We start from the raw sequence: 22,095 nt of genomic DNA, 5'->3' as shown, positions 1-22,095 counted from the left end.
TCGCTTATTATAGTTTCGAATCTTTCTGATGATTCTTTTTAAGAGCATTTTTTATTTTTTTTCTTATTTGATTTAGTCGAAGAAACACCTTCATTTTATACAACCTCCCTCCATTAACTTCTCGATAATAATCTTCGTATTTTTGAAGTTCAACTGATTGGTAACCAGCCAATTTCAATTTGATATAGCTACTCTCTACTGACTTCAATAGTTCTCTCTTGTAGACAACACTCATTGGGACTTCTGCGACTAAGTGGCACCTTCCCTTTATGTATTCTAGAAACCGATCCAATTTACGGTTTCGACTGATACTTGTGTTAGAAATTCGAACCAGCACGGTGGCAGCGTCTAGCACAACCATTTCCTCTTTTTGCATCTTCAACGCCATCCTAACGTGAAATTCGAAATCCTGACCAGCTTGTATTCTTTCATCAAACGGATCGAATCCCAAAAATGACTTTCGCCACATCGGACCAGAAATAGGCCATCTAATATTTTTGCGAATAATTTCTAATGCGGTGTCAGAAGACTGAGGTTTATTGACCCAGACATTATCTACAATTTCGGAATTATCCGTTGAAAATAATTCAGCAAAAGAGACACAACAATTAAGGTTTTCATTGGCAGACAGTAATTCTATTTGCCGCCGAAGCTTGTCCTTGACAAACAGATCATCGGAGTCTAGAAAAACTACGTATTCTCCACGTGCCAATGACACCCCCCTATTTCGACAGTAGTTCGCCCCCTTTCTTATTCCGGCTGATGACCTAAAAAATTGTACTCTAGGCTCTTGCAACTTTATTTGCTCAACGATTTCTGCAGTAGTATCCGTAGAACAATCGTCCATTACCAAAATCTCCCAATGCCAGTAATTTGACTGTTCGGCAATGGAATTGATCGCCTCTTTAAGTAACTCTCCCCGATTAAACGTTGGGATAATTATCGAGACTAAAGGCTCAGTCCTATCTTCTTGGCTCACTTAACCCTTACCTAGGTTGCTCCAGTGTTTTTTGAATAATCCTCCAGCAAACAAGCCCCCCCATGATTATAAATATGGCTATCACACCGGCCCTTAGAGCAGCATTAAACCAAGAAGGATTAATTTTCCCCAACGGCAAAAACGGCCGGTCCACCACCGCAAAAAAGGGGGTCATGGTGGAGAGCGTAAATTCTGCGGTGGCCAGGTTTTTCACTGCCTCCCCGTACATGACGTTCAGGAGCTGATTTTTTCGCTGTAGGCGGTCAATTTTTACCCGGTCACGGGCCTGGATCAGGCCCAGGGAAGCATCCCGGCTGGAAGCCAGCGCAATTTCGTTAGCTTGTAAAGCTCCCTGGATGGAATCCGTTCTGGTCTTTAATTTCCGGTAGGTACTGCGGGGGCCGGCCGTTACCTTTTCGACGTAAAATTCGCTCAGGTGCTGATAGGCTTTCTCCACGATTTGCTGGGTAAATTCTTCGTGGAGGCTTTCTCCCCGCATCCGGAGGATATTGGTATTGGGATCGATGGTGGTGTTGAGCAAACCCGCTTCACTGCCGCCCCCCACCAGCTTTTTGTGCAGGACCTGAATAATCTTCCGCTCGGTGCGGGTCCATCCGTCCAGGCTGTCGTGCGCGAAGTGGACGGTGGCCCAGTCCTCCCGCCCGTTTTCCCGCCACTGCGCGCGCAGGTCGTATACGGTCATCAGGTGATGCGCCAGCCGGTCTTCGGTGCCCCCGACGCTGATGGTATCCAGCAGTACCCTCTGCATGATGAGTTGGGACTTACTCAACTCTACGATCTTTTCCAGATTGTACTCCGAGCTGGCGCCGCCACCCAGACCGACCTGCCCCAAAATGGAGGCCAAACCGCCGCCACCGCCCTCTTCCTCGTTGAGCATGAAGGTCAGGCTACCCTGGTAAGTAACGGGCTGCCGGGTAGCCAAATAACCGAAGATGGCGGCTCCGAGCAGTCCGGCTCCGAGGATCCACCACTTGCGCCGCCACAACAATTTGGCGTAGCTGATGATGCCCAGCAGGACGTCCCGCAGGGTAAGTTCATTGTCGGCGTAGGGGTACTGTGGCGACTGCGGTTCCATACTAGTTGTTCAATCGGTCCGCCAGCACCAGAATCGTCACCAGGCTGGTGACGCCGGCCAGGGTAGCCTGGGCAATTTCGCCCCAGTTGGTACGGTTGTCGGGATCCCGGGGCGGTTTGGGGGGCTTGATGCCCACGCGGATGGCGGCCCCCGGCCGTACGCGGGGATATTTTCTGGTCAACAGGAAGGTATTTGTTTCCTTAACCTGTCCGTTGGCGTACTCGACGGTGGTCCATCCCCGCTTCGCGGCCTTGGGATCGAAGCCTCCCGCGTACTGTTCAATGTACCAGTCGGCGGGCCGGTCTCCCTGGAAGGCCACCTGAATGGATCCGTCAACGGTGGTGGAATCCCGTCCGAAACGGTCCGCCAGGGTTCCCTGGGTGTAGATGGTAACGAGATCCTGTCGTTTCGGAACGAAGAGGGTGTCTCCGGCCCGTAGCACCATATTGGCGGGATCGCTGGCATCCCGTTGCACACGATCCAGGTCGAGCACCACGTAGCCGATTCCCTCGTCCCCCCGGTAGAGCGTTGCTCCGGCGGCGAAGGCCTCGTTGGTCAGTCCTCCGGCCCGCAGCAGTAATTCGCTCAGGCGCTCGTTGTCCTTCAGGAGTGCGTAGGGACCGGGGTAGCGGACTTCCCCACTGACGAACACGCCCTCAATGGGCTCGTAGTCCGCGTAGCTTCTCACCACCACCTCGTCGTTGGGTTGCAGGCGGAAATCACTGGGTACTTCCTCATTCTCGTCGACGGAGAGGGTTTCCACCAGGGTCCTGGTCTGTCCCCCGCTGTTGACGACCAGGCGGAAGATTTCGATCCGGTCCCGGGCGGCTTCGGGTTTGAGTCCGCCGGCCAGGTAGAGCAAGTCCCGCAGAGAGAGGCTTTCGTCGTAGACGAAGGTCCCGGGCCGGCGCACCGCGCCGGCGACGCTCACCTCCGTGGGGTCGCTAAACCTTTCCTGGTTATAGATGATGACCCGGTCAAAGGGATTGAGGGCCGTAGATTCCGCCTCCTCCAGGGCTACTCTTTGGTAAAGGCGCCGCTCCCGGTTGTCCGGGGGAGTGCGCACGAGCATCGCTTCTGCGGCCGCATTCTGGGTAGTGCCTCCGGCCAGCAGAATGGCTTCGGCCAGGGTCAGGGAACCACTCTGGGGAAAGGGCAGGGTTACGGCGGTGTCCCGCACGGCCCCCTCCACGGTGAAGGTAGCCGCATCGAGGAAGCGTTCCTTCGCCAGAACGACCAACCGGTCACCTCGTTGCAACTCGGGATTATTCGCTGCACCTGCGCGCCGTCGCCCTAAATCTTCTTCCGAATTCTCGTCTAAGGTTACCCGCAGAAGACGCTCCGTGCCATCATCATTGGAGCGGAACAAAAAGGCCGCGTCCCGCCGCGCTCCCGGGCGCAGGCGCCCCAGGGTCACCAGGTCGGAAAGCCGCATGGAATCGGCGAAGGCGTAGTTCCCCGGCAGTAAAACCGCCCCTTCGATCGTCACGAAGTCGTCGATGGGGTTCTCCACGAAGGGCACGTCCACCACGTCTTCGTGCTGCAGGGCAAAATCGGGCTCCCGCTCGAGGTCCACGTTGATCACCTTCAAGCGTCCGGCCACGTAGCGGGTAACGCGAATCTGCCGGGTCTCCGCCCGCGGCAAGACCCCACCGGCAAAATCGAGTACTTTTGCCAGGCCTTCCCCGGCCAGCACCTCATAGCGCAGGGGGCGCACCACCCCACCGCTCACGGTGACGATGCGTTCGGCCAGCGGCACGTAGATCATGGAATTATCCGACAGGAACAACTCGGTTTTTTGTACCGGGCTGGCCAGGAACTCGTACAGGTCGATTGTGGTCCGGTCGTCTCCGTCAATGAGTTGAATCTCGCGTACGCTCCCCGCATCCGTTGGGCCGCCGGCCGCCACCAGGGCGTTGAAGGCGGTGTTGACCGAGGACAGGGTGAAACTACCGCTTGTTTCCACTTCGCCAAAAATGTTGACGTTGATGGCCCGGGCTCCCCGGATCCGGATGCTGAGTTGCCCCTCGCGGAAAGCATAGAATTGCCGAAGCCGCGCCCGCAGGATGTTGCGGGCCTCCCCCAGGGAAGTTTCCCCCAGCTGAATCTTCAGGTTATTGGCCGGCAGGGTGACAAACCCATCCTCGTCCAGGCGCAAAATGAAATCGCCCTGACTGGCACCAAAAATGGTCACGGCCAGCTCATCGCCGGCCTGGAGGGGGTAGCTGTCCGGAGGGCGTACGTTGTCCGTCGCCCGGTAGGCCTGCAGACTTTTATTCCGAAAGAGCTGATGTCCGTAAAGGGTACTTTCCGGGAGGTTCTGCGTGCCCAGTGTTTCTTCCTCCACCGGAGGAGGGTCAGCAGGTACGGGAGTGGGGTCCGTTGAAGGAGTCGTTTCCGCTTCCGCGGCATTCTCCGCTTCCAGTTCCGCGATCACCGCCTCGATTTCGGGCTGTCGCGCCGCCAACTCTTCGGCCGACAGCTGATCAACGTCGATCCCCCGGGCCAGGAGTCGTGCCCTGGCTTCCTCCGGGTCTACGCCACGCCGTTCCAGCTCCTGCTCCAGCTGCTCGCGCTGCACCTCGGTGGGGGTAGTCTGGCCCGATAGCGGTAGTACCGCTAGCAACAGGCACAGGGCCAGTAGAATTTTGGTGAATGTTTGCTTCAAATCATAATTTTTTACCGCTCCTCGTAGCCGTCTCCGACCGGCCTAGCCGGGAGGTTGCTGCTCCGAGGTGTCGGTGGGGATAGACTTTGTTGATCCTAAGCATATTGTTTCATGATGCTGACCCACGACACCTCGGAGGAGCTGCGCTGCGCGCAGACGCCTCCGAAGAGCGCTACAGGCGCCAGATCACTTCATCTTCTTCCGCTTCCTTGCGATCGTAGATTGCCTTAAGATCGAATAAAATGAGCTTATCCCGGGAAATTCCCCGGAAGTATTCCAGCGAAAGGGCCCGCAAGTCATCGTGGGCAACCGCCACGATAATCGCATCATAATCTTTACCGACGGATTCCGCCATAGTCAGTCCGTATTCCCGCGCCACCTGATTCGGGTTGGCGTGGGGGTCGTACAGGTGGACGTTTACTCCAAAATCCATCAGTTCCCGCACGACGTCAATCACCTTGGAATTCCGGATATCGGCGACGTTTTCCTTAAAGGTCACCCCCATCGTCAGCACCTTACAGTCCCGTGGATTTTTATCGGCCTGCAGTAAGCTTTGGATCAACTCCTTGGCGATGAAGGCCGGCATTTTATCGTTGATTCTGCGTCCACTGGCGATGACGATTGGGTCGTAGCCAATCTTCACACTTTTGTGCAGCAGGTAGTAGGGGTCCACGCTGATGCAGTGCCCGCCGACCAATCCGGGGCGAAAGGGCAGGAAGTTCCACTTGGTTCCCGCGGCCTCCAGCACGTCCTGGGTGTCGATGCCCATTTTGCTGAAGATGATGCTGAGCTCGTTGACAAAACTGATGTTGACGTCCCGCTGGCTGTTTTCGATCACCTTGGCCGCTTCGGCCACCTTGATGGACTTAGCCCGGTAAATGCCGGCGGTGATGATATCGCCGTAAACGCCGGCAACGACCTCTAAGGTCTCTTCGTCGCTTCCGCTAACAATCTTCAGAATTTTGTCGATCGTATGCTCCTTATCGCCCGGGTTGATCCGTTCCGGCGAGTAGCCCACCGAGAAGTCCTGTCCGAACGTCAGGCCACTTTCGCGTTCCAGGATGGGCACACAATCTTCTTCCGTACAGCCCGGATAGACCGTCGATTCAAAGACGGCAACGTCACCGGGAGACAGGGCCCGACCAACGGAAGCCGTGGCGCTCAGCAGCGGCGTCAGATTGGGCGTGCGGCTGGCGTCTACCGGCGTAGGGACCGCCACGATGTGAAAGGAAGCATTTTGGAGTTCGGCGGGGTCGCAGGTGAAGTGAATATCCCGAGCGGCAAAGTTCTCGGGGGCAAGTTCCTCGCTGGGGTCCTCCCCCCGCTTCATCATCTCCACCCGGGGCTCGCTGATGTCAAAACCAATCACCCGGAATTTTTTGGCCAGCTCCAGCGCCAATGGCAGGCCAACGTATCCGAGGCCAATGACCGAAATGGCGCGCTCTTTGGCCCGCAGTTCCCCCAACAGGGTCTCGGGAGCAATCCGGTGGCTACTACCGTTTAGGGATTTCATATTAAACTGTTCTTGGGATAGACTGCAAAAGTAGGAAATCTTGTGCTCGGAGTCGTTACCCGGCGTTTTTCCGGACGGCCTCGAGGAAGTACGGCAGGGTCCGTTTCAGGCCTTCCGCCCGGCTGATCTTCGGCTCCCAGTCGAGTACTTTTCTGGCCAGACTGATGTCGGGCCGACGCACCTTGGGATCATCCTTCGGCAGCGGTCGCTGGTCAAGGTGGGCGTCGGGGTTACCGACCAGTTCCAGTACCTCCTTCGCGAAATCGATGATGCTGATTTCGTCGGTGTTTCCAATGTTGACCGGCTGCGCATAATCACTCATCAGCAGGCGATAAATCCCCTCCACCAGATCGTCCACGTAGCAGAAAGACCGGGTCTGGCTACCGTCGCCGAAGACCGTCAGGCCCTCCCCACGGATGGCCTGACTGATGAAGGCCGGCAATACCCGGCCGTCGTTGATCCGCATCCGGGGGCCGTAGGTATTGAAGATGCGAACGATCCGGGTTTCCAGTCCGTGGTAGGTGTGGTAGGCCATGGTCATCGCCTCCTGAAACCGTTTGGCTTCGTCGTAGACTCCCCGCGGACCGACGGGGTTGACGTTCCCCCAGTAATCCTCCGTCTGGGGGTGCACCAGCGGATCGCCGTAAACCTCACTGGTGGAGGCGATCAACATCCGGGCCCCCTTTGCCTTGGCCAGGCCCAGGAGGTTGTGCGTTCCCAGACTACCCACCTTCAGCGTCTGGATGGGCATTTTCAGGTAGTCGATCGGACTGGCCGGCGAAGCAAAGTGCAGGATGTAATCCAGGGGGCCGGCCACGTGTACGTAATTACTCACGTCGTGGTGGTGAAAGACAAATTCCTTACGCGGCATCAGGTGGGCGATGTTGTCCATCGAGCCGGTAATGAGGTTGTCCATCCCGATCACCCGGTAGCCTTCCGCGATGAAACGATCCGAGAGATGGGAGCCGAGAAAACCGGCGGCACCGGTAATGAGTACGTTCTTCATTTACAATTTATCGTTCAATGGACTGTAAATCCACCATGGTCCGAAACTCCGGAGATCGCTCCCGCAGTTCGTCAAAGGTTCCAATTTCGTAGGCACCATCACCGAGGAGGTGCAGGACTTTATCCGCCTTGCGGATGGTCGACAGCCGGTGGGCGATGATCAGCATGGTGTACTTCCCCGACAGGCTCTCGATATTTTCCTGAATGAGTTGCTCGCTCTGAGAATCCAGTGCGGAAGTCGCTTCGTCCAGAATCAATAATTCCACGTTACGGTAGAGTTCCCGGGCAATGCTGATGCGTTGCCGCTGCCCGCCGCTGAGGGTCACCCCGTTGATACCAATGACGGTGTCCATGCCGTCGGTCATTTCCTCCACGAAGGACCAGGCGTGCGCCAGCGTCAGGGCCCGTTGCACGCGGTCACGATTTTCGGGCGTATTGGCCTCCCAAAAGGTCACGTTATTGAATACCGTGTCGCTGAACACGTGGGCTTCTTGTGTGACGTAGCCAATCTGATCCCGGTAGGTGACGACGTCATACTGGTTCAGGTCCTCTCCGTCCACCAGTACGGTGTCCTCCGGGACTTTAAGCAAGCCACAAAGGATATTGACCAGGGTCGTTTTCCCCGTTCCGCTTTCCCCCACAATTCCCAGCGTTTCGTTCTTCTTCAGCGTGAAGGAAAGATGCTGCAGTAGGGGTTTTCCGTAGTCGTAACTTAAATTTTGCACCCTGATGTCCTCCGACAGGCCCGGATAAGCGACCCGCCCACTACGCTCCTGTTGGGCCTTCAATTCCTGGGTGAAGGCATCCATGTTATCGATTGCCCCGATGCCCTCCAGGAAAAGGTTGTAGCTACTCTGCAGACCATTCAGGGAGTTCAGGCCCCGGTAGAGCAGGAGTAGGCTCAGCACCACGGCCCCGATGCCGCCGCCAAACACGTTCACCTGCACCAGAATAACCACCACGATGATCAGCATGACCAGTGGTTCCCGAATGGCCGTGGTTAGGGCATTCATCGTGCCCACCCGTTTATTCTGGCTTTCAATGTCCCGTACCGATTGATCAACCTTCTCCTTGTAGGTGCTGATCAGGTTGGTGGCCTTGAGGTACTTAAAACTGCTTACGCTCTGGATGAGAAAACCCTGAAAACTGTGCGTATCCCGGGTAATCTGAGCGGATGCCTTTTTGGTCACCCGGTAAATCCGGCTGAAAATGAAGTTGGAGAGCAATCCCCCCAGGGCTACCATGACCGCAAAGCGAGGGTTGGCGATGAAGGCCAGCGCGACGTAAACGACCAGCATGATACCGTGCTGCAGCGCTAAAAAGTAATTCCGGAAGGATTTCATTACCCGTAGCACCTCCCCACTGAGGGTATTCTGGATCCGGCCAGAATCCGCTCCGGTAAAGGCCTGGTAATCGTATCCGGCCAGCAACCGCATGTTGGTAAGCCGCATCCGGTTGGCGAAGCGCTGCTGCAGGACCACCCGGTAACGATCGGCAATGAATCGGGCGATTCCCTTCAGCGTGAAGAACACAAAAATCAGGGCCAGTACATTCGTGATGGACAGCGTCAGACCGGCCGACTGCAACCATTCAATAATGATCACCAGATTCCCCAAATCCTGCCCTCCTTCACCGCTGTCCACCGACTGTAGCAGGGGCAGAAACATCGTCAGCCCCACGCCGTCCAGCAGGGCCACGAACAGACTGGCCAGGAGCACCACGAAAACCGCGTTGCCCAGATAGCCGTAAAAGAATTTGAAGTATTTAATCACTGCTAATGCTTCCTTCTCTCCGAACCTAAATCAATCCTTCGAGATACTGCCCGTATCCACTCTTCTTCAGGGGTTCGGCGATTTTGCGCAATTGCTCGTCATCAATGTAGCCCATCCGCCAGGCTACTTCTTCGATGCAGCCGACTTTAAAGTCCTGCCGCTTTTCAATCACCCGCACGAACTCGGCGGCATCGTGCAGGCTCTCAAAGGTTCCGGTGTCCAGCCAGGCCGTTCCCCGCTGCATCACGCCAACTTCGAGCTCTCCCATCTCCAGGTAAACCCGGTTTACGTCGGTAATCTCGTACTCGCCCCGGGTGCTGGGCTGGATATTTTTGGCGATTTCCGTCACGCGTTCATCGTAGAAATACAGTCCCGGCACGGCGTAGCGGGACCTCGGCGCTTTGGGCTTTTCCTCGATGGAAACCGCCCGTTTGTGTTCGTCAAATTCGACCACCCCGTAGCGCTCGGGATCGTGTACCTGATAGGCAAAGACCCGTGCTCCACGCTTCAGGCGGGCGCTTTCCTGCAGGAGCTGGGATAATCCCGCTCCGTAGAAAATATTGTCACCCAGGATGAGGGCCGCCGGGCCTCCATCAACGAATTTTTCGCCGATGACGAAAGCCTGCGCCAGGCCATTGGGTACTTCCTGCACGGCATATTCAAAACGGCAACCGAGTTCCTGCCCGTCACCCAGTAGGTTCCGGAAAGCCTGCTGGTCTTCCGGGGTGGTGATGATCAATACCTCCCGGATGCCCGCCAGCAACAAGATCGACAGCGGATAATAGATCATCGGCTTGTCGTAGACCGGCATCAGTTGTTTACAGACCCCCTTGGTGATCGGATACAGCCGCGTGCCACTTCCTCCGGCGAGGATAATTCCTTTCATCGTTCTTGGATTCTCGTGAGCACCTCAGGGCGACGGAGCGCAGGATGCAAAGTATTCTTCAGACCAGCCGCAGGTATTGGTTGCCCCTCCATCAACACTACTGACCGTACATTTTATCGTAATACTCCTGGTAGGCCCCGCTCGTTACGTGATCCAACCAGGTTTCATTTTCCAGGTACCAGTCGATGGTGCGGCTAAGGCCTTCCTCGAACTGCAAGCTGGGCCTCCAGCCCAGCTCCCGTTCAATCTTACTGGCGTCAATGGCGTACCGCATATCGTGTCCGGCCCGGTCCGTAACGTAGGTGATCAGCGCTTCGGCGGAACCCTCCGCCCGACCAAGTTTCTCATCCACGAGTCGACACATCAGGCGGACCAGATCGATGTTCTTCCATTCATTGTGCCCGCCAATATTGTAGGTTTCCCCCAGTTGCCCCTCGTGCAGGATGACGTCAATGGCCCGGGCGTGGTCTTCTACGTAGAGCCAGTCCCGTACGTTTTCCCCTTTACCGTATACCGGCAGCGCCTTGCGGTGGCGGATGTTGTTGATGAACAGGGGGATCAGCTTCTCGGGAAATTGATTCGGTCCGTAGTTGTTGGAGCAGTTGGACAGCACCACCGGCAGCCCGTAAGTATGGCCCCAGGCCCGCACCAGTTGGTCGCTGCCCGCCTTGGAGGCCGAATAGGGGCTTCGTGGGTCATAGGGACTGGTTTCGGTAAAGAGCCCGTCCTCCCCCAGGGAGCCGTAGACCTCATCGGTGGAGACGTGGTAAAACAGCTTACCGTCCATGTTACCATCCCAGGCTTCCTTCGCCGCCTGCAGCAGGGTGGCCGTCCCGAGGAGGTTCGTCTTCACGAAAATCAGGGGGTCATCAATGCTGCGGTCTACGTGGCTCTCCGCCGCCAGGTGAATGACGGTATCGACGGGATAAACCGCAAAGATGGAGCGCATGGCATCCAGATCGGTAATGTCGGCCCGGAGGAAACTGTAGTTAGGCGCATCCTCAATGTCCCGGACGTTTTCCAGGTTCCCGGCGTAGGTCAGGAGGTCCAGGTTGATCAGCTTGTAGTGCGGGTAGGTGCGCACCAGGTGCCGCAAAAGGTGCGAGCCGATGAAACCGGCTCCTCCGGTTACCAAAATTGTCTTTTCAATCGCACTCATTGGCTGGTTTCTTTTTCCGTTATGCTATCCAAGAGCCCCGCCAGTTTTTCGGTGAGGCGGGGATAAGCGAAGGCGTTGACGGCACTCAAATTTGGCCTGAAGTCTTCCCCCGCCACGAAGCGGTCGTAAGCAAGGCGTAGTGAGTTAGCTACCTCCTCGGCCGTTGCACCGTAGGACAGGGTTTCACCACTGGCCGTCTCCCGTATGATACCCGCAACGTCACTGTCCGTTTCCCCGAAGCAGAGAATTGGCCGCTCGGCGGCCAGGTACTCAAACAATTTGCCCGGGATGCGCCCCTTCGCGTTGTCCTGCTGGTTGAGGAGCAGGAGCAGTACCTGACTGTTCATCACTAACCGCAGGGCTTCGGCCCGCGGAACGTTCCCTCCGTCTACCAACTGATCCTGCAGTCCGTGCGCCTCGATACTTTCCCGGATCCGGTAACTCACCTGGCCGTACAGTTGCAGGCGGCAGTGTTCGGCGAAGCCCGGAATCCTTTCCTTCAGCAGCGACAGCGCCGCGAACAGATTTTGGGGGTGTCGGTCCTGCCCCATGACGCCCACGTGGGTAATGGTGAAGGAATCGTCCAACTGACGGGAGACACCGTCGAAATCTTCCGGATCAAAGCCGTTGGTCAGGACGCCAACTTCCGCGGCCCCGATGGCCTCCAGATCCTTCGCCCAACTGGGGCTCACAATCACAATTTTACGCGCCTGTTTGAACACCGCTTGCTCGTATCGCTCGTGCCTCCGCCGACCCCAACTGGTGAGGGGGAGGGTTTTGAAGTAATCCACCTGTGTCCAGGGGTCCTGAAAACTCGCCAACCAGGGAATTCCGGTTTTCTGACTCACCAGGGTGGCGATTCGGTTATTGGTGTGCGGCGGGCCACTGCTGAAAATGGCGTCTACCGGATGATCTTTCAGGTAGTCCACCAAGAACTTCACCGAGCCACTGATCCAGCCCGCTCTTGCGTCGGGGATGAAGAAATTGCTGCGCACCCAAACGGCCAGCTCGTGCCGCCAGTCGCTCTTCTTTTCGTCGACGATAAAGACGTTGTTCACGTTTTCGTCGGCGGGTTTCCCCATGAATTTCTTGTAGATCGTGTAGGGCTCCCAAATGGGTTGCCGGATGACCTCCAGGCCTTCCGGAACGTCCTTCTCGTTGCTGTGGTCAATGCTCGGGTAATGGGCTCCTTTGGCCGTGAACATCACGGGTTCCCAGCCGTAATCCCGCAGGTACTTGGTGAACTTCAGGATGCGCTGCACGGTAATTCCCCCACTGGGTACCCAGTAGTAGGAAATGATGAGTACCCGACGGCGATTTGTATTGTTCGTGGAAGCCAATTTCATTGCTTCTGCGGGGAGGGCAAGGCACCTGCGCGGCGACGCCCTAAGGAAGATGGTTATACTCCCGGTACCACTTTACGAATGCGGCGATTCCCTCGTCCAGGCTGGTGTCGGCCCGGTAGCCGTAATCCCGTTCCAGTGCGGTGGTGTCGGCGAAGGTTTTCTCAACGTCACCGGCCTGCATCCCCAGGTATTCCTTCTCGGCCACTTTGCCGAGGTGGCGCTCCAGGGTTTCCACAAAATCCAGCAGGCTGCTCGGCCGTCCGGCACCGATGTTGTAAATCCGCGCCGGCACGCCTTCCTGGGCCGGCCGTTCCTGCAGAATGATGCGCCGTAGTCCCTCCACGATGTCGTCAACGTAGGTGAAGTCGCGGGACATCCGACCGTGGTTAAAAATTTTGATCGGACGGTCGTTCAAAATCGCGTCGCTGAACAGGTAGTAGGCCATATCGGGTCGTCCCCAGGGGCCATATACGGTGAAGAACCGCAGCCCCGTAGTGGGCAGACCGTAAAGGTGGGCGTAAACGTGCGCCAGCAATTCGTTACTGCGCTTGGTGGCCGCATAAAGACTGGCGGGTTGTTCCACGGCATCGGTCTCCGCGAAGGGCACCTTGTCGTTGAGCCCGTACACGCTACTGCTGCTGGCATACACAAGGTGCTTCACGCCGTGTTTCCGCGAATTTTCCAGCACGTTGACGAAGCCCGTAACGTTACTGGCCACGTAGGCCTGTGGGTTGGAGAGGCTGTAGCGGACGCCAGCCTGGGCCGCCAGGTTACAAACGACCGAGAACTGGTGTTCGGCAAACAGCGCATCCATCGCTGCGCCGTCCTCCAGGGCAAGCTTTTGAAAGAACAATCCGGGGTGCAGACGGCTTTCGGCTTTTCCTGCGGTGGCAAGAGCGTCGCGATCAAAGCCGGCGGCAGTCAGCCGGGCCCACTTGAGTTCGGGATCATAGTAATCGTTCAGGTTATCCACGCCAACTACCCGATGGCCTTCCGCTACGAGAGCCAGGGCCAGGTGGTATCCGATGAATCCCGCTGCGCCGGTAAGTAAAATCATTATTTAGGATAGCTTTTGGTACGGCAAGGCCGTCCATGCGTCGAAGACACTTGGCCCCAACCGCCCGTGGCGGTCAGTCGTTCAGCCTTTACGATCCACACTTCTACCAAAGTGTTTTTCGGTCCTCCGGGCCTTCGTTGTCCAGCCCCTGGGTCTCCCCGAGTGGCGTCCCGTCCAGGGCCGCCAGATAATGGGGGTCAACCTCGCAGGTGGCCAGCCGGGCGTTAAGCCCGGCAAAGGTGATCACGAAGGAGTTTTTATTTTTTTGCCGCAGGTAATGCCCCCGAAATCCGGCCAGTGGCCCTCTGATGATTTCCACGGGGGTGCCCACCGGCATTTGATACAGGTTTTCTACGGCCTCCCACGCCATGCTGCGATCCGTACTGATGCGACGCAGCAGCTCGATTTCCCCCTCCGCCACGCAGCGCCGTTCGCGGCCCAGCCGGACGAAGCCGGCCACGTAGGGGCAATGAAAAACCGTGGACTCTTCCGCCTTCTTAATCCAGACGAAAACGTAACCCGGCAACAGGGGCAGCTGTCGGTTCACCGTCTTTCCGGGATAATGGCAAACCCGCTCGCGCAGGGGGAGGTAAGTCGTAATTTCCCGTTTCGCCAGCGCCGCCGCCGCCCGCTTTTCGTGGCGCGCGGAAGTCCGCACGGCAAACCATCGTCGGTCCTGAAGGTGCATATCGTCAACCGTGCCCGAAATGGGGCTGGACTTAAGCCGAAATCCACCGGATCGGTTGATGGTCATAGGGAATAAAACGGGTTGGAATGGAGAGGCAAAGATAGAAAAAGGCCACCTTAATAGCCACCGAAATAGCGGCGGAGCATCCATTCCGCACTAAAGAGTCCCAAAAGGAGGAAGAAGATCCATTTCAGGTGGATGACCGAGCGGGTATTGACCGTTTCGTAAAGCACGGGCTTCACGGTTCCGGATGCGGCCAGCTGCTCCGGCAGCCCGGCAAGGTCATCGGGGAAGAGCAGTCTTCCCCCAAAGCGGTCACTGAGTTGCCGCAGCAATCCGTGGTCCGCTTCCAGCGCGTAGCGCTCTACTTCCACGGCCTGTACGCTGAAGCGACCATCGTAGGTGAGTTCTTCCGTGCCGGTATTGGTCCGGGCCCGGAAACGATAATTCCCCACGGGCAGGGTGCCCGCGTTGAGGGTGTAAGCGTTGGTGGTCCGGGTGAAGGCATACACGTACTCCCGGTTCTCCGGCCCGGTAATGACGACGGTAGCCTCGGGCTCGTTGATCAGCTCGTAATTGCTGTTGTACAGCTCTGCGTCAAGCGAAACGGGCTCATTCTCGTCGAAAATATTTTCCGGCAGGCTCACCCGAAAGCGCCGTTTATCTTCCTGGACCGTCAGGTACTGCCCTAGCTGGGTGATCAGTTCGTCAAAGCGGTCGTGGTTTCCGTATTCGAGAAAGTCGAACAGTCGCCACTGCCACAGTCCGGTTCCGGCCAGCACCCCGGTCCGTACGCCACGGCTCTCCCCCACCACCAGCAAAGGGTAATCCGTCTCCACCCGGCCAATGCGCTGGCGCAGCACCACGCTACTACCGGGTCCGGCCGCGAACTCGCCGAAGGCGGCCGTCAGCGGTGGATACTTGGGCAGTGCCTGGCGCAAATCGTCGCTGAGGGTAAAGAGACTGAAGTTGGCCATCGGGCGTGCCCCCACATCGTTGCCCCGGGCACCGGCTCCTCCGTTCAGCGAGAGCAAGTCCTGGGCGCGATTGACGGCGGCGGCCGGTGCATCCTCCCCCATAATGAAGAGCGTGGGCACCTTCGCCCGCTCCAGCTGGGCAAGCACGTCCTGAATCAGGTCGGTCCGGGCGGGGAGGTTGTGCAACACCACCAGGTCGTAGTCCGGTAGCCGGGCCTGTAGCTTGTTGGCGTAGGCGATATCAACTTCGTTATTTTTTCCCGCCGCGAAGGCCTGGCGCATGGCGGTAATGTCGGGGTGAGGGGCCGCTCCGAGGAGTAAGATTTTCTGCCGGGCGTCCAGCACGTCGACGAAGATATCCCGGCGGTTATTGGCCGCACTGAGTTCGTCTCCGATGCCCCGCAGGGAAATCCGGTAGCGTTGCACCCCGGCCTGATCCGCATCCAGAATTACCTCCCGGGTGGTGAAAAAATCGTTGTTGTCGATAGCAATAGCTTCCGTATGCAGACTGGTGGTGCCGTTATCCCCCACCCGACTCACCGTGAGCTGAGTGTTCGCTCCGGCGGCGTTGCGGGCCGCCACGTCCACCTGAATCGAGAAACGATCGTCGAGGTAGGCAATCCGGTTGTGAAAAACCTTACGGACGATCAAATCTCTTCGGCGGGTGGTATCCCCCAGCCCGACGGTATACACCGGAGCCTTCAGCTGCAGGTTACGGTAGGCCGGGTTGGTTCCTTCGTTGTAGATGCCGTCCGTGGCCAGCACGACGGCCCCGAGGTTCTGGCTGCCGTAGACGTCGCTGATTTCCGTCAGTACGGCGTCCAGGTTGGTGCGCTTGTCGCCAAAGCTGATCGGGCCATCGGTTCTCACCTCGGCGCCGAAGGTGTAATTAACGACCTGGTACTGCTCCGCCAGGGAGGCGGAAAGCTCCCGCCAACGCTGGGCGTAGGCGGCCGTATCCGTTTCCATCCCGACGGATTCACTGACGTCCTGGGCCAGCACGATGATGGGTTCCTCCTGGTCGGTTTGCAGATACCGCAGCAGGGGGGCCAGTAAGAGCGTCGCCAGGATGCTGTACCCCAGCCAACGCAGCCCACCCATCAACCAGCGCAACCAGGTGGGTTGCTCCTCAAAACTCTTGTCCCGGAAGTAAAGTAACAGGGCAACCGCCAGGCCGGCAGCTACACAAAAGATCAGGAACCAGACGGGGTATTCGAAGGAGAGGTTTTGCATTGGGGCTAAAATGGAGCGCTAAGGTAGGTAACGCCGGGGGAGGGCGAAAGCTTGTGTGGCGGTAATACCACTTTAACCGGGTTCTTCGTGTCCCTCACCAAGGGTGTGGAGCCAGCCTTAGTCTACAAACTTATACCCCACCCCCCTGACGCTCAGGAAATGTTTGGGGTGCTTGGGGTCTGCTTCGAAATACTTCCGGAAGGACAGAATGAAGTTATCAATGGTCCGGGTACTGGGGTACACATCGTATCCCCAAACGGACTGTAGGATCTGCTGTCGGCTCACCACTTCTCCCTTACGGTCGATGAGCAGCTTCAGCAACATGGCTTCCTTTTTGGTCAGGGTAAAGATCCCCTGGTTGCCCGTAGCTTCGTAGGTGGCAAAGTTGACCTTGTTATTTCCGAAGGAAACCAGGTCCGGCTGTACCTCCGGATTTTTGCTGGTGCGTTCAATTAACCGACGCACCCGCAACAGTAACTCTTCGAAAACGAAGGGCTTGGTGAGGTAATCGTCGGCGCCCTTCTTGAGGCCCTGAATGCGGTCCTGGGCCTGATCCTTTGCCGTCAGAAAGATGATGGGCGTTTCCCGGTCCGTCAGGCGAATTTGCTCCACTACCTGGAATCCATTCACCTCGGGCAGCATCACGTCGACGATCATCACGTCAAAATGCTGTTCCTGGCTGTGCTTGAGTGCCTGACGACCATCTTCGGCCGTCACCACCTCAAAATCTTCCATTTCCAGGTTCAGCTTTACGGTATCGCGGATGTTTTCCTCATCCTCCACCAACAGAATACGCAACATAACAAGCAGGGTTATTTAATGGGCTACGTTTGAAGCCAACACTTGGTTCTTGAAAGCTCCAAATTGTGACGTTGTTGTGTATTTACCACCTTTTCGGCGGCTTTTTGGTCAAATTTGTCGGAGATAAGGACCACGGCCTGATTACGCGGTGAGAGCTCGTAAGGAAGAACGGGGCGATCGTCGGCCCGGGAGCATAAGAATTTGGGCAACAAGTGCAGGTGCCAGGCCCATTCCTGCGGCCGTGCTATACCATCCCCAAAGAACAGCTGTAGATAAAGGCGGGCGGCAGATTGGCCAGCGTGAAGCTCACCGAAACGCGGTGGAAATAGTCTTTGAGCAAGCCGTAGTCCTGCAGGGCGTACTGAAACTGCAGGAAACGACCGTTGGGGCGCAGGACGGTCTGGGCCTGCTGGAGAATGGCCGCCTTCGTCGCCTTATCGATCATCGACAGCGGCAGGCTGGAGACGACGTAATCGACGCTTGCCGGGGCGAAGTGGTGGGTTAATTGGTCCGCCCCAATCCCGAGTACCCGCAGCCGATCGTCTTCAATGCTGGCCAGTCGCGCTACGAAGGCCTCATTGATTTCGAAGGCGGTCACCCTACTTTGCGGGTGCACCTTTTCCAGGATTGCCCGCGTAACGCATCCGTCGCCCGGCCCCAGTTCCACGATGTTCAACGGACGGTTTTGGGGCAGGGGCTCCACCAGCTTCTGTACCAGTGCCGGACTCGAGCGGGCAATGGCACCGGTCGACCGAAAACTACGCAGGGCTTCCCGCAAAAAAGACAAGTTATTCATGTAGTTTAGCAAGTGGGGGACTGCCAAGGTAGGTAAATAAATAGATTCTTTGACCATGTTATTTTGATCCGCTGGGCGGCAAAACGGGCTTTGGGGCTACTTAGTGCTCGTTAGCCGCCGCCCCCTTACCGTAACGCACCTTCAGCTGAATCCCCGGCCACTGAACTTCCATCCCGTGCACCATCTGACCACCATAAAGCGGCGTGAGGGCCGTGCGGAAAGTATTTTTCCCACGCTGCAGAAACTTGTTGGCCAAGCCAGAAAACTCAGGATCGTGGCAGACATATACGTAGCATGCTTCCGTCCTCGTCCAGAGCAGGTGGTCGTTCAGGAAGAGTCCGTTTCCGTAACAGGGTGACCAACTCACCCAGTGCAAACGGTAAGCCTCCCCCCCACTGATCTCATCGGGCACCAGAATATCTTGCGAAAACGAGCCGCTGCGGGTCACCCAATTCCGGGGAGCAGCCTCCGGTGCGTACAACTTCACCGAATAAGGTCTGGGGGCCAGGGTGAGCCCTTCCTTTGGGGCCACTACACGGTATTTGCCATCCTCGCCCAACCACCGGGCCTGAATGGCGAAAGGTTCCGGCTGATCCGGTAGCCACTCGGTGTTCCACTCCGTCAAAAAGTTATGCGCAGCGTCCCTGCTGCTGCCAATAATGCGATGCGGTAGCCCCCGGTGAGTTTGCCAGTGTTTTCGCATTTGTTCCCCGCGACCGCTCCAATCCACGTCACGCCCAATGAAAATGTAGTCTACTTGTTGCGCCTCCGGGGGAACGTCCGAAAGGCCCACAAAACTTCGGGAGGAAATCTTTTCACCAGCCACGATGCTCACGGCGGGTGTTTCCTCTTCGTAATAGATCCTGAAGGTGATGGCGTAAAAAAGATTTTGTGGCCATCCCCAACGTTGGACCGTATCCAAAGACAGCTGGAACCGGATGGAATCTTCACCATCTAGGAACTCCAGTGGCAGAGGAACCATGATGTCCGTATGGTACATGTATTCCGTCTGGGGCTCAGGAATGGCGGCCGGCTCGGGTACGCTGATCGGAGGATGGCCGTTCACCACCAATTTCAAATCCCGGCTGTCTTCGTGGCTCATGACCTTTTCCAGGACAACCTCCGCCCGAATTGCCCCCCACAAATCCGGAACCGGCAGGAGCAAATCATTACCGTCCTGCAGGCTGGCCGGAAAGGTGCCGTGGTTAGCCTGGTACCCCATCCGTCCGCCCACGCGTAAGAATGACTCGTTCTCCTCCGGAGTGACCCAAATGTATTCCCGGTAAACAGCGCCCTCCTCCCACTGGGCGGATACCGGAGATAAGAGTAGTAGGCCCAGCAGCCAGGTTGCAATAAACCGAATCCCCATAACCATAATGTTTTTATCGGCGCCCTATCTTTAAGTGGAAGAACCTTGGCCTTCCAAGGTACAACTTCCAGGCACCTCAAGGCCTCGCGGCGGCATGGTAAAAAATACTGCTGCCGCGCTACCTTTTTCAAAAACTCCACCAACGCTCCGAAGATAGATGCCCACCATTGAGTCCACCCGTGAAGATGGTTTCCCCGTATTTTACGCTCCTGACCTGGAAGCCTGGCGTAGCTACCTGGCTACGTACGGAGATCAGTTGACCAACACCTGGCTGGTACTGTTCAAGAAAGATACCGGGGTCGCTTCCATCACCTACGAGGAGGCACGCGACGAAGCGCTCTGCTTCGGCTGGGTAGATTCCAAACCGAACAAACGGGACGACGACAGTTACTACCTCTTTTTTGCCCGCCGCAACCCAAAAAGCAACTGGAGTCGGGTCAACAAGAAACGGGTTGCGGCGCTGCGCGCCGCCGGAAGAATGGCCCCCGCCGGAGAAGCCCTGGTACGGATCGCCAAGGAGAACGGCAGCTGGGACGCCCTTAACGACGTGGAAAACCTGGTGGTTCCCGAAGACCTTGCCCGGGCCTTCACTCCCGAGGGGCGAAAAAACTGGGAGGCCTTCCCCCGGTCGGTCAAACGGGGTATCCTGGAGTGGATCTTCAACGCCAAACGCCCGGCAACCAGAGAAAAAAGAATCCTCGAAACGGCCAGTAAAGCCGCAAAGAACGAACGGGCCAATCAGTTCAGAAAGTAGGCAATTTGCTGGTCAATCTCCTGTTGAATGGTGCCGGAAGGCACCTCCCTACCGGATCTGGCGTACCAGTAATTCGCGTTCCACTGATCCCCTTCGATTCGGTGTAGCAGGGCATGCACCCAGGCGGCGTCTGCTCCTGGCGCTCCGTCGACCAAATCATGTGCCTTCTCCCAGTGATTATTCCTGATCCACCACAGGGCAGCCAGGCAAATGGAAAAATTTTCGGGAGGGGCAGGGTCCTTCAGGGATGACTCAAAGAATGTTCGTTGCAAGTTGGGGCGCTTAAGTGTTTAAAGACCGATCGGTAGGGCGAAGATAGGCTATCCGCCCTACATTTCATCCGGCCCGGAGCGGCCTTCCCGTCGGGACAAGCACGGCTACCTCGGGTTTACCCCACCGATCAATTTAAGCATGGGGTGTACGATGATAAAAATTTGGCAGTTGATCTATTGCATCAGATAGTGTTCGGATGCCATTTCACTCGGCTACGCCTTCGCGAAACAGACTTCCGACCACGGGTTAACCCTGATCTTGGCGGTAGATTTTTATCACCCTATATCCGATGATCCGGCCAGCAGTCGCTCCAGTTTATTCCCCCGGCTGCCCTTGACGAAAACGGTTTTGCCAGACCAATCCTGCTCCCAGAACCAGGCCGACAACTGACCGGAGTCTTCAAACCACGGCCGATTGAATTCCCGGGCGGCGGCCTTCATTTCCGCTCCGACGAGTATTACTTGCTCCGCCAGTTGTCCGGCCCGCAGGACTATCCGGCGGTGAGCGGCGGGGGCAACCTCCCCCAGTTCGAGCATCTCTCCGAGTACAATGACCGCTTCGGTGGGGGAATGTGATGCCCCGAAGGCCGTCAGGGAAGCCTCCATACTCGTGGGGTTGGCATTGTAGGCGTCCCAGTAAAAGGATACGCCCCGGTGTTCCAATTCCTGGCTGCGCTGATTTTGGGATCGGTAGGCAGACAGCGCCGCCGCAATTTCGATACCCGGCACCTTGAAGTACTTACCGACCCCGATGGCGGCCTTCACGTTCTGCAAATTGTGGCGCCCGTTCAGGGCTACCCGGCAACGGATCAGGGTGCCGTATTCGTCCAAAAAACCGACCTCCAGCTGTGGCTGCAGGGCAAAGACTTTGATTTCCATGGCCGCCACCGTTGGGGAAGGCGCCTCACTGACCTGATAGGGAATGATTCTCCCCACGTTCCGGGCCATGTTGGCCAGGTGTTCCTCATCGGCGTTGACGAAGGCAACGCCCTTGTTGTCCGCCAGGTAGTCGTACAGTTCCCCCTTCCCTTTGATGACGCCTTCACGGCCACCGAAGCCCTCCAGGTGGGCGTCTCCGACGTTCGTGACCAGGCCGTGGGTGGGCAGCCCGATGCTGCACAGCGCAGCGATTTCCCGCTGGGCGTTGGCGCCCATTTCCAGGATCATCATTTCCGTATCCGCCGGCGCGGAGAGGATCGTGAGCGGAAGCCCGAGGTGATTATTGTAGTTCCCCGGGGTAGCGTGCACCCGGTACTGGCGGGACATTACGTCACGGATAAGTTCCTTGGTGGTGGTTTTACCGTTACTCCCCGTGATCGCCAGCACCGGCATGCGGTGATTAATCCGATGACGGCGGGCGATGGTCTGCAGGGCGTTGAGGCTGTCGTCGACGTAAAGGAAGCGGTCGTCGCCGGGAATCACCACCCCGGGATCGTCAACAATCACCTTCGCTGCTCCCGCCTCAAGTGCCGTCCGGGCAAACTGATTCCCGTCCACCCGGGAGCCCACCAGGGCCACGAAAAGATCACCAGCCTGAATTTTACGGCTATCAATGCACACCCTGGGGTTGGCCAGATAGGCGTCGTAAAGCACTTCTTCGGTAGCAAAGGCAGGTTCCATATCCTGAATTGATCCTAATAGCTAATGGTACGCTTCCGGCTGGCTATCCTCTTTGATAGTTGACCAAGGCTGTAAATGTAGGAAACAAAAAAAGTCCCCGCCGG

The 22,095-nt window shown here is 57.1% G+C and carries 18 protein-coding genes; 1 reads left to right on the top strand and 17 read right to left on the bottom strand.

Going from position 1 to position 22,095, the window contains the following annotated elements:
* Positions 1-7 precede the first annotated feature (7 nt).
* The 15 genes from E1J53_RS19500 to E1J53_RS19430 form a co-directional block, all read right to left on the bottom strand.
* Positions 8-979 carry a glycosyltransferase family 2 protein gene (locus E1J53_RS19500; RefSeq protein ID WP_134274062.1) on the bottom strand — a complete coding sequence of 324 codons (972 nt, stop codon included), beginning with the start codon at positions 977-979 and terminating at the stop codon, positions 8-10.
* Positions 980-986: 7 nt separating this feature from the next.
* Entirely contained in the window at positions 987-2,075 is a 1,089-nt protein-coding gene (locus tag E1J53_RS19495; protein ID WP_134274064.1) for a hypothetical protein, read from the bottom strand.
* A gap of 1 nt (position 2,076) precedes the next feature.
* Positions 2,077-4,743 carry an SLBB domain-containing protein gene (locus E1J53_RS19490; RefSeq protein ID WP_134274066.1) on the bottom strand — a complete coding sequence of 889 codons (2,667 nt, stop codon included), beginning with the start codon at positions 4,741-4,743 and terminating at the stop codon, positions 2,077-2,079.
* A 172-nt stretch (positions 4,744-4,915) separates the two neighbouring features.
* Positions 4,916-6,256: a nucleotide sugar dehydrogenase gene (locus tag E1J53_RS19485; protein WP_173021569.1), complete on the bottom strand. Its 1,341-nt coding sequence runs from the start codon at positions 6,254-6,256 to the stop codon at positions 4,916-4,918.
* Positions 6,257-6,311: 55 nt separating this feature from the next.
* Positions 6,312-7,262, bottom strand: a complete 951-nt coding sequence (locus tag E1J53_RS19480; protein ID WP_134274068.1) for a UDP-glucuronic acid decarboxylase family protein — start codon at positions 7,260-7,262, stop codon at positions 6,312-6,314.
* 7 nt (positions 7,263-7,269) lie between these two features.
* Positions 7,270-9,033, bottom strand: coding sequence for an ABC transporter ATP-binding protein (locus E1J53_RS19475; protein WP_134274070.1), 1,764 nt, complete (start codon positions 9,031-9,033; stop codon positions 7,270-7,272).
* A gap of 25 nt (positions 9,034-9,058) precedes the next feature.
* Positions 9,059-9,919: a glucose-1-phosphate thymidylyltransferase RfbA gene (gene rfbA, locus E1J53_RS19470; protein ID WP_134274072.1), complete on the bottom strand. Its 861-nt coding sequence runs from the start codon at positions 9,917-9,919 to the stop codon at positions 9,059-9,061.
* Positions 9,920-10,016: 97 nt separating this feature from the next.
* Positions 10,017-11,078 (bottom strand): dTDP-glucose 4,6-dehydratase, encoded by a 1,062-nt coding sequence (gene rfbB / locus E1J53_RS19465; RefSeq protein WP_154640249.1) that lies wholly within the window; start codon positions 11,076-11,078, stop codon positions 10,017-10,019.
* Complete coding sequence (locus E1J53_RS19460) at positions 11,075-12,424, bottom strand: glycosyltransferase (RefSeq protein WP_134274074.1); 1,350 nt, start codon at positions 12,422-12,424, stop codon at positions 11,075-11,077. Before E1J53_RS19460 ends, rfbB begins: the two co-directional genes overlap by 4 nt.
* Positions 12,425-12,464: 40 nt before the next feature.
* Entirely contained in the window at positions 12,465-13,481 is a 1,017-nt protein-coding gene (locus tag E1J53_RS19455) for an NAD-dependent epimerase/dehydratase family protein (protein WP_134274076.1), read from the bottom strand.
* A gap of 103 nt (positions 13,482-13,584) precedes the next feature.
* Positions 13,585-14,235: a transcription termination/antitermination NusG family protein gene (locus E1J53_RS19450; protein WP_173021568.1), complete on the bottom strand. Its 651-nt coding sequence runs from the start codon at positions 14,233-14,235 to the stop codon at positions 13,585-13,587.
* 50 nt (positions 14,236-14,285) lie between these two features.
* Entirely contained in the window at positions 14,286-16,379 is a 2,094-nt protein-coding gene (locus tag E1J53_RS19445) for a hypothetical protein (RefSeq protein WP_134274080.1), read from the bottom strand.
* Between the two features lie 117 nt (positions 16,380-16,496).
* Positions 16,497-17,180 carry a response regulator transcription factor gene (locus E1J53_RS19440; RefSeq protein ID WP_134274082.1) on the bottom strand — a complete coding sequence of 228 codons (684 nt, stop codon included), beginning with the start codon at positions 17,178-17,180 and terminating at the stop codon, positions 16,497-16,499.
* Positions 17,181-17,424: 244 nt separating this feature from the next.
* Positions 17,425-17,976, bottom strand: coding sequence for a class I SAM-dependent methyltransferase (locus E1J53_RS19435; protein ID WP_173021567.1), 552 nt, complete (start codon positions 17,974-17,976; stop codon positions 17,425-17,427).
* A gap of 100 nt (positions 17,977-18,076) precedes the next feature.
* Positions 18,077-19,345, bottom strand: coding sequence for a hypothetical protein (locus tag E1J53_RS19430; RefSeq protein WP_134274086.1), 1,269 nt, complete (start codon positions 19,343-19,345; stop codon positions 18,077-18,079).
* A gap of 157 nt (positions 19,346-19,502) precedes the next feature.
* On the opposite strand from E1J53_RS19430, the gene E1J53_RS19425 reads away from it, so the two are divergent.
* Positions 19,503-20,099 (top strand): YdeI family protein, encoded by a 597-nt coding sequence (locus E1J53_RS19425; RefSeq protein ID WP_154640248.1) that lies wholly within the window; start codon positions 19,503-19,505, stop codon positions 20,097-20,099.
* On the opposite strand, the gene E1J53_RS19420 is transcribed toward E1J53_RS19425, so the two are convergent.
* A complete protein-coding gene (locus tag E1J53_RS19420; protein WP_134274088.1) occupies positions 20,084-20,371 on the bottom strand; it encodes a hypothetical protein in 288 nt (95 codons plus the stop codon). The genes E1J53_RS19425 and E1J53_RS19420 overlap by 16 nt on opposite strands.
* 276 nt (positions 20,372-20,647) lie before the next feature.
* The gene (gene murF, locus E1J53_RS19415; RefSeq protein ID WP_134274090.1) at positions 20,648-21,991 is read right to left on the bottom strand and encodes a UDP-N-acetylmuramoyl-tripeptide--D-alanyl-D-alanine ligase; all 1,344 of its coding nucleotides are present in this window, start codon (positions 21,989-21,991) and stop codon (positions 20,648-20,650) included.
* Positions 21,992-22,095: the final 104 nt, after the last annotated feature.

Origin of the sequence: Lewinella sp. W8 (genome assembly GCF_004375085.3) — a bacterium.
GTDB lineage: Bacteria > Bacteroidota > Bacteroidia > Chitinophagales > Saprospiraceae > Neolewinella.
Note: the sequence above shows the minus strand (reverse complement) of the source record. Positions and strands in the feature narration are given on the sequence as shown.

Coding starts and splice junctions, on each gene's coding strand:
- E1J53_RS19495 (WP_134274064.1), bottom strand. CDS start 2,075: ATGGAACCGCAGTCGCCACAGTACCCCTACGCCGACAATGAACTTACC.
- E1J53_RS19485 (WP_173021569.1), bottom strand. CDS start 6,256: ATGAAATCCCTAAACGGTAGTAGCCACCGGATTGCTCCCGAGACCCTG.
- E1J53_RS19480 (WP_134274068.1), bottom strand. CDS start 7,262: ATGAAGAACGTACTCATTACCGGTGCCGCCGGTTTTCTCGGCTCCCAT.
- rfbA (WP_134274072.1), bottom strand. CDS start 9,919: ATGAAAGGAATTATCCTCGCCGGAGGAAGTGGCACGCGGCTGTATCCG.
- rfbB (WP_154640249.1), bottom strand. CDS start 11,078: ATGAGTGCGATTGAAAAGACAATTTTGGTAACCGGAGGAGCCGGTTTC.
- E1J53_RS19460 (WP_134274074.1), bottom strand. CDS start 12,424: ATGAAATTGGCTTCCACGAACAATACAAATCGCCGTCGGGTACTCATC.
- E1J53_RS19455 (WP_134274076.1), bottom strand. CDS start 13,481: ATGATTTTACTTACCGGCGCAGCGGGATTCATCGGATACCACCTGGCC.
- E1J53_RS19450 (WP_173021568.1), bottom strand. CDS start 14,235: ATGACCATCAACCGATCCGGTGGATTTCGGCTTAAGTCCAGCCCCATT.
- E1J53_RS19445 (WP_134274080.1), bottom strand. CDS start 16,379: ATGCAAAACCTCTCCTTCGAATACCCCGTCTGGTTCCTGATCTTTTGT.
- E1J53_RS19440 (WP_134274082.1), bottom strand. CDS start 17,180: ATGTTGCGTATTCTGTTGGTGGAGGATGAGGAAAACATCCGCGATACC.
- E1J53_RS19435 (WP_173021567.1), bottom strand. CDS start 17,976: ATGAATAACTTGTCTTTTTTGCGGGAAGCCCTGCGTAGTTTTCGGTCG.
- E1J53_RS19430 (WP_134274086.1), bottom strand. CDS start 19,345: ATGGGGATTCGGTTTATTGCAACCTGGCTGCTGGGCCTACTACTCTTA.
- E1J53_RS19425 (WP_154640248.1), top strand. CDS start 19,503: ATGCCCACCATTGAGTCCACCCGTGAAGATGGTTTCCCCGTATTTTAC.
- murF (WP_134274090.1), bottom strand. CDS start 21,991: ATGGAACCTGCCTTTGCTACCGAAGAAGTGCTTTACGACGCCTATCTG.